At 61.9% G+C, this 11,797-nt stretch carries 13 protein-coding genes; 10 read left to right on the top strand and 3 right to left on the bottom strand.

The genetic code is table 11. The annotated features are described in order from the left end of the window. Positions 1-4: 4 nt before the first annotated feature. Genes hisA through coaA form a run of 4 tightly spaced genes read left to right on the top strand, consistent with a single transcriptional unit; the run spans position 5 to position 2,885 of the window. Positions 5-748, top strand: coding sequence for a 1-(5-phosphoribosyl)-5-[(5-phosphoribosylamino)methylideneamino]imidazole-4-carboxamide isomerase (gene hisA, locus DMO26_RS23805; RefSeq protein WP_117194648.1), 744 nt, complete (start codon positions 5-7; stop codon positions 746-748). Continuing rightward, positions 745-1,569, top strand: coding sequence for an imidazole glycerol phosphate synthase subunit HisF (gene hisF, locus DMO26_RS23800; RefSeq protein ID WP_117194647.1), 825 nt, complete (start codon positions 745-747; stop codon positions 1,567-1,569). Before hisA ends, hisF begins: the two co-directional genes overlap by 4 nt. After that, complete coding sequence (locus DMO26_RS23795) at positions 1,562-1,885, top strand: phosphoribosyl-ATP diphosphatase (RefSeq protein WP_117194646.1); 324 nt, start codon at positions 1,562-1,564, stop codon at positions 1,883-1,885. Before hisF ends, DMO26_RS23795 begins: the two co-directional genes overlap by 8 nt. Positions 1,886-1,895: 10 nt before the next feature. Next, positions 1,896-2,885, top strand: a complete 990-nt coding sequence (gene coaA / locus DMO26_RS23790) for a type I pantothenate kinase (RefSeq protein ID WP_117194645.1) — start codon at positions 1,896-1,898, stop codon at positions 2,883-2,885. An 84-nt stretch (positions 2,886-2,969) separates the two neighbouring features. Here the strand turns inward: coaA and DMO26_RS23785 are convergent, their stop codons facing one another. The 3 genes from DMO26_RS23785 to DMO26_RS23775 all read right to left on the bottom strand — a co-directional run bounded on the left by DMO26_RS23785 (position 2,970) and on the right by DMO26_RS23775 (position 5,912). Beyond that, positions 2,970-3,581, bottom strand: a complete 612-nt coding sequence (locus DMO26_RS23785; RefSeq protein ID WP_117194644.1) for an alpha-ketoglutarate-dependent dioxygenase AlkB — start codon at positions 3,579-3,581, stop codon at positions 2,970-2,972. Positions 3,582-3,595: 14 nt separating this feature from the next. Continuing rightward, positions 3,596-4,030: an alternative ribosome rescue aminoacyl-tRNA hydrolase ArfB gene (gene arfB, locus DMO26_RS23780; protein WP_117194643.1), complete on the bottom strand. Its 435-nt coding sequence runs from the start codon at positions 4,028-4,030 to the stop codon at positions 3,596-3,598. A 268-nt stretch (positions 4,031-4,298) separates the two neighbouring features. After that, complete coding sequence (locus DMO26_RS23775) at positions 4,299-5,912, bottom strand: phosphoenolpyruvate carboxykinase (RefSeq protein WP_117194642.1); 1,614 nt, start codon at positions 5,910-5,912, stop codon at positions 4,299-4,301. 329 nt (positions 5,913-6,241) lie between these two features. Here DMO26_RS23775 and DMO26_RS23770 point away from each other — a divergent pair, with 329 nt between their 5' ends. The 6 genes from DMO26_RS23770 to ahcY all read left to right on the top strand — a co-directional run bounded on the left by DMO26_RS23770 (position 6,242) and on the right by ahcY (position 11,696). Beyond that, the gene (locus DMO26_RS23770; protein WP_117194681.1) at positions 6,242-6,970 is read left to right on the top strand and encodes a response regulator transcription factor; all 729 of its coding nucleotides are present in this window, start codon (positions 6,242-6,244) and stop codon (positions 6,968-6,970) included. A gap of 74 nt (positions 6,971-7,044) precedes the next feature. After that, positions 7,045-8,835, top strand: coding sequence for a stimulus-sensing domain-containing protein (locus tag DMO26_RS23765; protein ID WP_117194641.1), 1,791 nt, complete (start codon positions 7,045-7,047; stop codon positions 8,833-8,835). After that, the gene (locus tag DMO26_RS23760; protein WP_117194640.1) at positions 8,832-9,290 is read left to right on the top strand and encodes an HPr kinase/phosphorylase; all 459 of its coding nucleotides are present in this window, start codon (positions 8,832-8,834) and stop codon (positions 9,288-9,290) included. Before DMO26_RS23765 ends, DMO26_RS23760 begins: the two co-directional genes overlap by 4 nt. A 126-nt stretch (positions 9,291-9,416) precedes the next feature. Next, positions 9,417-9,818: a PTS sugar transporter subunit IIA gene (locus DMO26_RS23755; RefSeq protein WP_117194639.1), complete on the top strand. Its 402-nt coding sequence runs from the start codon at positions 9,417-9,419 to the stop codon at positions 9,816-9,818. Positions 9,819-9,849: 31 nt separating this feature from the next. Continuing rightward, on the top strand, positions 9,850-10,128 hold the full coding sequence (locus DMO26_RS23750) for an HPr family phosphocarrier protein (protein WP_117194638.1): 279 nt from the start codon (positions 9,850-9,852) through the stop codon (positions 10,126-10,128). A gap of 167 nt (positions 10,129-10,295) precedes the next feature. Further along, positions 10,296-11,696, top strand: coding sequence for an adenosylhomocysteinase (gene ahcY / locus DMO26_RS23745; RefSeq protein ID WP_117194637.1), 1,401 nt, complete (start codon positions 10,296-10,298; stop codon positions 11,694-11,696). Positions 11,697-11,797: the final 101 nt, after the last annotated feature.

The following is an 11,797-nucleotide window of genomic DNA, read 5'->3' as shown; positions in this document are numbered from 1 at the left end:
AGACATGTTCCTTTTTCCCGCAATCGACCTGAAAGACGGCCAGTGCGTGCGCCTCAAGCTCGGCGACATGGACCAGGCGACCGTCTACAATCCCGATCCCGCCGCGCAGGCCAAGGCCTTCGAGGACCAGGGGTTCGAATGGCTGCATGTCGTCGACCTCAATGGCGCCTTTGCCGGCGAAAGCGTCAACGGTGCGGCCGTCGATGCCATCCTCAAGGCGACGAAGAACCCGGTGCAACTCGGCGGCGGCATCCGCACCCTCGATCACATCGAAAACTGGCTCGGCCGGGGGCTGGCGCGCGTGATCCTCGGCACGGTCGCAGTCCGCGATCCGGCGCTCGTCATCGAGGCCTGCAAGGCTTTCCCGGGCAAGGTCGCCGTCGGTATCGACGCCAAGGGCGGCAAGGTCGCCGTCGAAGGCTGGGCAGAAGCTTCCGAGCTCGGCGTCATCGAACTGGCGAAGAAATTCGAGGGCGCCGGCGTTTCGGCGATCATCTATACCGATATCGACCGCGACGGCATTTTGGCCGGCATCAACTGGAAAACGACACTGGAACTCGCCGATGCCGTTTCCATTCCGGTGATCGCGTCGGGCGGGCTTGCCTCGCTCGATGACATAAGACGCATGCTCGAACCCGACGCCGCCCGGCTGGAAGGCGCCATATCCGGCCGCGCGCTTTACGACGGCCGTATCGATCCAGCAGAAGCGCTGGCGTTGATCCGCTCACAGAAAGGGCGTGCCGCATGACCCTCAAAGCCCGCGTCATCCCCTGCCTGGACGTCAAGGACGGCCGTGTCGTCAAGGGCGTCAACTTCGTCGACCTGATCGATGCCGGTGACCCGGTGGAAGCGGCGAAAGCCTATGACGCCGCCGGTGCCGACGAACTCTGCTTCCTCGACATCACCGCCTCCTCGGACAATCGCGAGACGATCTTCGACGTCGTCGCCCGCACCGCCGACCACTGCTTCATGCCGCTCACCGTCGGCGGCGGGGTGCGCAGCATCGCCGACATCCGCAAGCTGCTGCTCGCGGGCGCCGACAAGGTCTCGATCAATTCGGCTGCGGTCAACAATCCGGATTTCGTGGCGGAAGCGGCCGACAAGTTCGGCAACCAATGCATCGTCGTGTCGATAGACGCCAAGCGCCGCCGCACCCAGGCGGTCGGCGGCGACAATCTCAGCGCTTGGGAGATCCATACCCATGGCGGCCGCAACGCGACCGGCATCGACGCCGTCGATTTCGCCGTGAAGATGGTGGAGCGCGGCGCCGGCGAACTGCTCATCACCTCAATGGACCGCGACGGGACGAAGATCGGCTACGACCTCGAACTGACGCGGGCGATCGCCGACAGCGTTCGCGCCCCGGTCATCGCGTCCGGCGGTGTCGGCAATCTGGACGACATGGTCGCGGGCATCAAGGAAGGCCACGCGACGGCTGTGCTCGCCGCCTCGATTTTCCACTTCGGCACCTATACGGTCGGCCAGGCAAAGCACTATATGGCAGAGCACGGCATCGCCATGCGGCTTGATGGAGCGCCCGTAAGAAAGCCGGGAACAAAGTATGAGTGAGTTTTCCCTGAAGGATCTCGAGGAGATCGTCGCCACCCGGGCCAAAGCCTCGCCGGAGGAATCCTGGACCGCGAAGCTCGTCGCCGCCGGCCCGGAAAAGGCCGCCAAGAAACTCGGCGAGGAGGCGGTCGAAACTGTCATCGCCGCCGTCAGCCGGGACCGCCAGAACCTGACGGCCGAAAGCGCGGACCTGCTCTATCATCTTTTAGTCGTCTTGAATATCGCTGCGCTGCCGTTGCAGGATGTGCTTGACGAACTTGAGCGAAGGACCGGCCAATCCGGTCTCAAAGAAAAGGCGAGCCGGCCAAAATCATGAGTCTGAAGTCATGAATATCGCATCGCAGCCCGCCGAGCCGAGCGAGACCGGCAGCAATACGGAATATTACTCGCCCTACCACTCGTTCACCGCCGAGGAATGGGCGAAATTCCGCGCCGATACGCCGCTGACGCTGACGGCCGACGAGGTGCAGCGGCTGCGTTCGCTGGACGACCCGATCGACCTCAACGAGGTCAGGCGCATCTATCTTTCGCTCTCTCGCCTGCTTTCCACGCATGTGGAGGCGACGCAACTGCTCTTCCAGCAGCGCAACCGGTTCCTCAGCCTTTCCGACATCACCAAGACGCCCTTCATCATCGGCATCGCCGGTTCCGTCGCGGTGGGCAAATCCACCACTGCCCGTATCCTGAAGGAACTGCTCGCCCGTTGGCCCTCGAGCCCCAAGGTCGATCTCATCACCACGGACGGCTTCCTCTACCCGAATGCGGTGCTGAGCCGCGAGAACCTGATGGAGCGCAAAGGCTTTCCGGAAAGCTACGACGTCGGCCAGATCCTGCGTTTCCTCTCGGCGATCAAGGCGGGAGAGCCGAACGTCAAGGCGCCGCGCTACTCGCACCTCACCTACGACGTGCTGCCGAACGAATTCACGCTGGTCGACCGGCCGGATATCCTGATCTTCGAGGGCATCAACGTCCTGCAGTCGCGGGCACTGCCCGCGGACGGCAAGATCGTACCGATCGTCTCGGACTTCTTCGATTTCTCGATCTATATCGACGCCGAGGAGGACCAGATCCACCAATGGTATGTGCAACGCTTCATGAAGCTGCGCGAAACCGCCTTCCGCGATCCGACCTCGTTCTTCAAGAAATATGCGGCGATCGACGCGGACGCGGCGGTCAAGGTCGCCGAAGGTCTCTGGGAAAACATCAACCTCAAGAACCTGCGCCAGAACATCCTGCCGACCCGCCCCCGCGCCGATCTCATCCTGCGCAAAGGGCGCAATCATCTGGTCGAGACGGTATCGCTTCGAAAACTGTAGACGATCGATCGCCGGCTATCGAGCTTATTGGACATATCTTTGTCCGAAACCGGTTTCCACTTTTGGGAGAGACGCTTTGGATCGTCAGCTATTGACCCGGCGGAGCGTCAGATTGATGCGTCCGCCGTTCTTCAGGAGCATCGATGTGCCGGGGTAGATCCGGTCGACGCCGTGGAACGCCAGCCGCCCCTCGCCGCCGATGAGGACGATATCGCCGCTCGAAAGCCGGAACGAGCCGGTGGGGTCCTTCCGGTTCAGGCCACCTACCCGGAAGAGGCAGGTATTCCCAAGCGATATCGAGAGCACCGGGGCCGCGAATTCCGTCTCGTCCCTGTCCTGATGCAGGCCCATCTTCGCGTCGTCCGCATAGAAGTTGACGAGGCAGGCCTCCGGCGGCTTGGGGTAACCGGCAAGCCTTTCCCAAAGGTCCAGCAGCTCCGCCGGTATCGCCGGCCAGGGTTTCTTCGTCACCGGATGGAAGGGCTGGTACCGATAGCCCTGTTGCCTGTCCGTCACCCAGCCGAGCGAACCGCAATTGGTCATCCTGACTGACATCGGCCTTCCGGTGCCGGGCATTTCCGGCGTATAGAGCGGTGCCTCGGCCACCACGATGCGGACCAGTTCGATCAGGCGCTCTTGCGCCGCGCGATCCAGATAATCCGGCAGGTGCCTGATGCCGTTCAGCAATGTCCCCAATTCAGTCTCCGAACCTAATCGCCGACCGGCCGGCCGCGCATCTTCTTGACTTCGGAGCGGCCAGACTTTTCCTTCAGCCGGCGTTCCACGGAGCCTTTGGTCGGCTTGGTGGCCTTGCGCGGCGGCGGCGGCGGTTTGGCCGCCTCAAGAATCAGCTCCTTCAGCCGCTCGCGCGCTTCCTCGCGATTGCGCTCCTGGCTGCGGAAACGGTTCGCCTCTATCATCAGTACGCCCTCCTTCGACACCCGTTTTCCGGCAAGCCTGACGGCGTTCTGCTTGATCCGGTCGGGCAGCGACGGGGAATTGACGATATCATAGAAGAGCTGGACGGCCGTCGAGACCTTGTTGACGTTCTGGCCGCCAGGCCCCCCTGCCAAAACGAACTGTTCCGTCAGCTCCCATCCGGCGATGGTGATGCGGTTGTTGATGATGAGGGGATTGCTGGCCATGTCGCCTGTTTCCCATAAAGCGCGTCAAAAGAAAACCACCAGCGGCGAGGCGCACCATTCGGACAGATATGAGGTGTTCGAAAACCCCCAACCGTCCTGCTCGGGCTTGTCCCGAGCATCTGCCACGGTTGACGCATTCACGCTCAGCAGATCCTCGGGACGAGCCCGAGGATGACGCCGAGAGCGCTCAGTCCCCAGATAAAAAACGCCGGCCCAGAGGTGTTATCCCTGGGCCGGCGGTTTCACGTGAATCCTTCGATATCGAAGCTTATTCGGCAGCGGCAAGCGCCACCGGTGCGGCGCCCTTTACTTTGCTGTCGACATGATCTTCGTACTGTTCGAAGTTCCGGATGAACATCGAGACGAGCTTCTTGGCATAGGCGTCGAAAGCGGCGCCGTCGGCCCAGGTCGAACGCGGGTCGAGGATCTTGCTGTCGATGCCTTCCACGGCCACCGGAACCGCGAAGCCGAAGTTCGCATCGGTGCGGAACTCGGCATTTTTCAGGCTGCCGTCGAGAGCGGCACTCAGCAGCGCGCGGGTGACCTTGATCGGCATGCGGTGACCGACGCCGTACTGCCCGCCGGTCCAGCCGGTGTTGAGCAGCCAGCAATCGACCTTGTGACGGGCGATCAGATCCTTCAGCAGATTGCCGTATTCCGCCGGATGGCGCGGCATGAACGGGCTGCCGAAGCAGGTCGAGAAGGTCGCTTCCGGCTCGGTCACGCCCTTTTCCGTGCCGGCCACCTTGGCGGTGTAGCCGGAAAGGAAGTGGTACATGGCCTGTTCCGGCGTCAGCTTGGCGATCGGCGGCATGACGCCGAAGGCATCGGCGGCGAGCAGAATGATCGTCTTCGGCTGCGGGGCAAGGCCGGTGCGCGAGGCATTCGGAATGAAATCCAGCGGGTAGGCGCTGCGGGTGTTTTCGGTCAGCGAGTCGTCGCTGAAGTCCGGAACACGGTTTTCATCCAGGACGACATTCTCGATCACGGTGCCGAAACGGCGGGTCGCGGCATAGATTTCCGGCTCGGCTTCGGCCGACAGGTTGATCGCCTTGGCGTAGCAGCCACCTTCGAAATTGAAGACGCCGTTTTCGCCCCAGCCGTGCTCGTCGTCACCGATCAACGTGCGGTTCGGATCGGCCGACAGCGTGGTCTTGCCGGTGCCGGAGAGGCCGAAGAAGAGGGTCGTATCGCCGTTCGGGCCGACATTCGCCGAGCAGTGCATCGGCATGACGCCCTTTTCCGGCAGGAAGTAGTTGAGGATCGAGAAGACCGACTTCTTGTTCTCGCCGGCATAGGACGTGCCGCCGACCAGGATGAGGCCGTTGGTGAAATCGCAGGCGATCACCGTCTCGGTGCGGCAGCCGTGCCGCGCCGGATCGGCCTTGAAACTCGGCAGGTTGATGATCGTCAGCTTCTGCCGGAACGCCGACAGCGTTTCGCGCTTCGGACGGATCAACAGGTTGCGGATGAACAGCGAATGCCAGGCCAATTCGCTGACGACGCGGGTCGGCAGCGCGTATTCGGCGTCGGCGCCGCCGATCAGGTCCTGGACGAACAGTTCCTTGCCGCTCGCATGGGCCAGCATATCGGCCTTGAGCACGGCAAAGTGCTCGGGCGACATCGCCTTGTTCTCGGCGCTCCACCAGATCCGGTTCTCGGTTTCGGCATCGCGAACCATGAACTTGTCTTTCGGCGAACGCCCGGTGTGCTGGCCGGTGACGGCGCGGAGGGCGCCGTCGATGGTGAGGTCGGCTTCACCGCGGCGAATGGCTTCTTCGTAGAGTTCGACCTCGGAAGAATTGTAATAAACGCGCGAAACATTGCCGAGACCGATTGCCGCTACCCCGTTTGCAGGGTTGTGAAGTCCAAACTCTTCCATGCGCGCACTCCTTCCGCTTGCCGTGGAAAACTCGCCGGAAATTAATGACAGATTTCTGAAAGAGCAAGAGGCGTTTCTAAAATTATTTAACAATATCAATTAATTAATCGATTTAAAAAATTTTATTCCCAGTTAAATCGGTTTAAGAACTGTTTTAATCCTCTCCGGACCTTAGGTTCTGAAGATGGCCCGAACGGCGCGACCGTAAGTCGCCCCTTTATCTTTGCCACAATTTGTTCCACCTTTATACTCAAGAAGCGCGTCGGCGGAAGCCGCCTGGCTGGGGTGATTCCAGGAGATGCGTATAGATGGTGACGGAGACGGAGAGCATGCAGACAATCGCGCTCGTAGATGACGACCGCAATATCCTGACTTCGGTGTCGATCGCACTGGAAGCGGAAGGATACAAGGTCGAAACCTATACCGACGGTGCCTCCGCGCTCGACGGGCTGATCGCCCGCCCGCCGCAACTGGCGATCTTCGATATCAAGATGCCGCGCATGGACGGCATGGAACTCCTGCGCAGGCTGAGGCAGAAGTCCGACCTGCCGGTAATCTTCCTCACCTCCAAGGACGAGGAGATCGACGAACTGTTCGGCCTGAAGATGGGCGCCGACGATTTCATCACCAAGCCGTTCTCGCAAAGGCTGCTGGTGGAGCGCGTCAAGGCGATCCTGCGCCGTGCAGGCGCCCGCGAGGCGCAGGCCGGCGGTGGCGTCGGCACCAAAGCCGCGGCAGATGCGCAAGCGGCCCGCACGCTCGAGCGCGGCCAGCTCGCCATGGACCAGGAACGCCATACCTGCACCTGGAAGGGCGAGCCGGTGACGCTGACGGTGACCGAATTCCTGATCCTGCATTCGCTCGCCCAGCGCCCGGGCGTCGTCAAGAGCCGCGACGCGCTGATGGACGCGGCCTATGACGAACAGGTCTATGTGGACGACCGCACGATCGACAGCCACATCAAGCGGCTGCGCAAAAAGTTCAAGATGGTCGATACGGACTTTGATATGATCGAGACGCTTTACGGCGTGGGTTACCGGTTCCGCGAGGCGGCGTGAGCCGTTATCTTGCAAAAGGTTAACTTGAGGCCACGGCCGGGCCGGCGATAGACTGGTCCGGTGGAAGGACTGCAGTGGCAGATCAACTGTTCGACAGCAAATTGGCCGGAACGGAGAAGGTCGAGACGCGCCGTGTACGGCGGCGTTTCTGGTCGCGTCCCTTCACGCTGATCCGGCGGGTCTTCGGCCATGCGGTGTTTTCCAGCCTCACCCGCCGCATCCTGTTCTTCAACATCGCCGCGACCGTCGTCCTCGTGGCCGGCATTCTTTACCTCAACCAGTTCCGCGAAGGACTGATCGACGCCCGCGTCGAAAGCCTGCTGACCCAGGGCGAGATCATTGCAGGCGCGATTTCCGCCTCCGCGTCCGTCGACACCAATTCGATCACCATCGACCCCCAGAAACTTCTCGAACTGCAGGCCGGCCAGAGCATCACGCCGGTGCCGAACGACGAGGACCTCGATTTTCCGATCGATCCGGAGCGCGTCGCCCCGGTGCTGAGGCGCCTCATCTCTCCCACCCGCACCCGCGCCCGCATTTTCGACGCCGATGCCAATCTTCTTCTCGATTCCCGCCATCTCTATTCGCGCGGCCAGGTGCTGCGTTTCGACCTGCCGCCGGTGGAAAACGAAAAACAGACGTGGGGCGACTGGTTCGCAGGGCTTTTCAATCGCCTGCTGCAACCGGGCAACCTGCCGGTCTACAAGGAAGCACCGGGCGGCGACGGCTCGATCTATCCGGAAGTCATGAATGCGCTGACCGGCGTGCGCGGCGCGCTGGTGCGGGTTACGGAACGCGGCGAGCTGATCGTCTCGGTCGCCGTGCCGGTCCAGCGTTTCCGCGCCGTGCTCGGCGTGCTGCTGCTCTCGACCCAGGCCGGCGACATCGACAAGATCGTCCATGCGGAACGGCTGGCGATCATGCGCGTCTTCGGCGTCGCGACGCTGGTCAACATCCTGCTTTCGCTGCTTCTGTCCTCGACGATCGCCAATCCGCTGCGCCGCCTGTCAGCCGCGGCGATCCGAGTCCGGCGCGGCGCCAAGCAGCGCGAGGAGATCCCGGACTTCTCCTATCGCCAGGACGAGATCGGCAATCTTTCCGTCGCGGTCCGTGACATGACCAACGCCCTTTATGATCGGATCGACGCGATCGAAAGCTTCGCGGCCGATGTCAGCCATGAACTCAAGAATCCCCTGACATCGCTCCGGAGCGCGGTCGAGACGCTGCCGCTCGCCAAGTCGGACGAGTCGAAACAGCGGCTTACCGAAATCATTTTCCACGACGTGCGCCGCCTCGATCGCCTGATCAGTGATATTTCCGACGCCTCGCGTCTCGATGCGGAACTTGCCCGCTCCGATTCGACGCCGGTCGACATGGAAAGCCTGCTTGGCAATCTCGTCGATATTTCCCGGCAGATCCGCACCGGCCGCAAACCGGTGGAGATCGAGCTTGCCATCGATCCGAAGGGCGGCAACAAGCTCGCCTACGTCATCAACGGCCACGACCTCCGCCTCGGCCAGATCATCACAAACCTGATCGAGAACGCCCGCTCCTTCGTGCCGGACAAGGGCGGTCATATCGCCATACGGCTGATGCGGAACAAGGACCGCGTCGTCGTCACCGTCGACGATAATGGTCCCGGCATCCAGGCGGAAAACATCGACCGGATCTTCGAACGGTTCTACACGGACCGCCCGGACGGCGAGAGCTTTGGCCAGAATTCGGGGCTCGGCCTGTCGATCAGCCGGCAGATCGCCGAGGCGCATGGCGGCTCGCTGAAGGCGGAAAACCTGCATGACGCCAGGACAGGGGCAAATACCGGCGCACGGTTCACCCTGTCGCTGCCGGCCGGTGAGACCGCATGACGCCGGTCAACATCCATGCAACCGCGATCGTCATCGGAACCAGAGGCCTTCTCTTCACCGGCCGGTCGGGCAGCGGGAAGTCCATGCTCGCCTTCGCCTGTCTTGCCGCCGCTCGGCGGCAGGGCGCCTTTGCGGCCCTGGTGGCCGACGACCGCGTCATCGTCTCGCGTCACGGCGGTCATCTCGTCGCCAGCCGGCCGCAGTCCATTGCCGGCCTGATCGAACTGCGCGGCAGCGGCATCGCGACCATGGACAGCGTGCCCGAAGCGGCGCTCGACCTTGCCGTGCAGGTGATTTCCCTGCCGGAGGACGACCGGCTTCCGCCGGAGGACGAAAGGTTCTCGATTCCGGACCTCGGCGAGCTTCCCCTCCTGAGATTGTGGCGCGGATCACCCGATCCGCTGGCTGTCCTCGGTGCATTTGCCGCGAATTTTCACGGCGAGATGCCGTTTTGATCATCGGAGCGACCAATTTTTTGACTTGAACTTCGAATCTACTTGGAGAAGATGGGCTCCCACCGCTGGACGGCTTTATTGCAATGCGATACTGCCGCCAAGTTTCCACAGCAGGGGGCAGTTTTCATGATCGGACTTGTGCTTGTCACCCATGGCAAGCTGGCTGAGGAGTTTCGTCACGCGGTAGAGCATGTCGTAGGGCCCCAGAAATTCATCGAGACCGTGTGCATCGGCCCCGAAGACGACATGGATCAGCGGCGGCAGGATATCGTCGATGCCGTCACCCGTGCAAACGATGGCCACGGGGTCATCATCCTCACCGACATGTTCGGCGGCACGCCCTCCAACCTCTCCATTTCCGTGATGGACAGCGGCAAGACGGAAGTCATCGCCGGCATGAACCTGCCGATGCTGATCAAGCTCGCCGGCGTGCGCGGCGACAACAACATGGACAAGGCGCTCGCCGAAGCCTCCGAGGCCGGCCGCAAATACATCAATGTCGCAAGCCGTGTTCTCAGCGGCAAATAAGAACGAGACTGCCAGCAAGAAACGAGACTGAATGTCCGCTCCCCTCACCCGCGAATTCCTCATCGTCAACAAACGCGGCCTTCACGCGCGTGCGTCCGCCAAATTCGTGCAGATGGTGGAAAGCTTCGAAGCGGCAATCACCGTTTCCAGGGACGGCACGACGGTCAACGGCACGTCCATCATGGGCCTGATGATGCTTGCCGCCAGCACCGGCTGCACGATCGAAGTTTCGGCGAGCGGCAATCAGGCGAACGAGGCCCTGGACGCGCTGCAGCAGCTCGTCGCCAACAAGTTCGGCGAAGAAGCCTGAACCCTTAACCTTCCACTGACATAAACATATAAAGACTTCTTTATATCCCGTTGCCAGCTTGCAGGAAGCCTGCTACACCGCTGGCCAGCTTCCGCCGACCACGGCGGGTTGTTTTGCCATGTCCGCCGGTCCCGTCGGAGAAGGCGCCACTGAACACGGAGAGCTTTATGAGCACTGAAAAGGATTATGTCGTCGCGGATATCAATCTTGCCGCCTACGGCCGCAAGGAGCTCGACATCGCCGAAACCGAAATGCCGGGTCTGATGTCCTGCCGCGAGGAATTCGGCGCGTCGAAGCCGCTGAAGGGCGCCCGCATCTCGGGTTCGCTGCACATGACCATCCAGACGGCCGTGCTGATCGAGACGCTGCAGGTCCTCGGCGCCGAAATCCGCTGGGCGTCCTGCAACATCTTCTCGACCCAGGACCACGCCGCCGCCGCGATCGCCGCCGCCGGCATTCCGGTCTTCGCCGTCAAGGGCGAGTCGCTCACCGAATACTGGGAATATACCGACAAGATCTTCCAGTGGGCCGATGGCGGCCTCTCCAACATGATCCTCGATGACGGCGGCGACGCCACGATGTACATCCTGCTCGGCGCCCGCGCCGAGGCCGGCGAGGACGTGCTGTCCAACCCGGGTTCGGAAGAAGAGGAAATCCTCTTCGCGCAGATCAAGAAGCGCCTCCAGGCTTCGCCCGGCTGGTTCACCAAGCAGCGCGACGCGATCAAGGGCGTCACCGAAGAAACCACCACCGGCGTTCACCGCCTCTACGAACTTTCCAAGAAGGGCCTGCTGCCCTTCCCCGCGATCAACGTCAACGACTCGGTCACCAAGTCGAAGTTCGACAACAAGTACGGCTGCAAGGAATCGCTGGTCGACGGCATCCGCCGCGGCACCGACGTGATGATGGCCGGCAAGGTCGCCGTCGTCTGCGGTTACGGCGACGTCGGCAAGGGTTCGGCCGCCTCGCTCGCCGGCGCCGGCGCCCGCGTCAAGGTGACCGAAGTCGATCCGATCTGCGCGCTGCAGGCCGCCATGGACGGTTTCGAAGTCGTCGTTCTCGAAGACGTCATTTCGACGGCCGACATCTTCATCACCACCACCGGCAACAAGGACGTCATCCGCATCGACCACATGCGTGCGATGAAGGACATGGCGATCGTCGGCAATATCGGCCACTTCGACAACGAAATCCAGGTCGCGGCTCTCCGGAACCTCAAGTGGACCAACGTCAAGCCGCAGGTCGACATGATCGAGTTCCCGAAAGGCAACCGCATCATCCTGCTCTCGGAAGGCCGCCTGCTCAACCTCGGCAACGCCACCGGCCACCCGTCCTTCGTGATGTCCGCCTCGTTCACCAACCAGACGCTGGCCCAGATCGAGCTCTTCACCAAGCAGGGCCAGTACAAGAACGAGGTCTACATCCTGCCGAAGCATCTCGACGAGAAGGTCGCCCGCCTGCACCTCGCAAAGCTCGGCGTGAAGCTGACGGAACTCTCCGAAGAGCAGGCTTCCTACATCGGTGTCTCGCAACAGGGTCCGTTCAAGGCCGAACACTACCGCTACTAATCTGTAGCCGGTTAATCCACAAGATATGGTAGCCGCAGCCTTGACAAAGGGCTGCGGCTTCTTTTTTGGGCGCGTCCCTTCCCGGCGATTCCCTCAGCAGG

Origin of the sequence: Rhizobium terrae (assembly GCF_003425685.1) — a bacterium.
Taxonomy (GTDB): Bacteria; Pseudomonadota; Alphaproteobacteria; order Rhizobiales; family Rhizobiaceae; genus Neorhizobium; species Neorhizobium terrae.
This window is presented reverse-complemented; position numbering and strand designations above follow the sequence as displayed.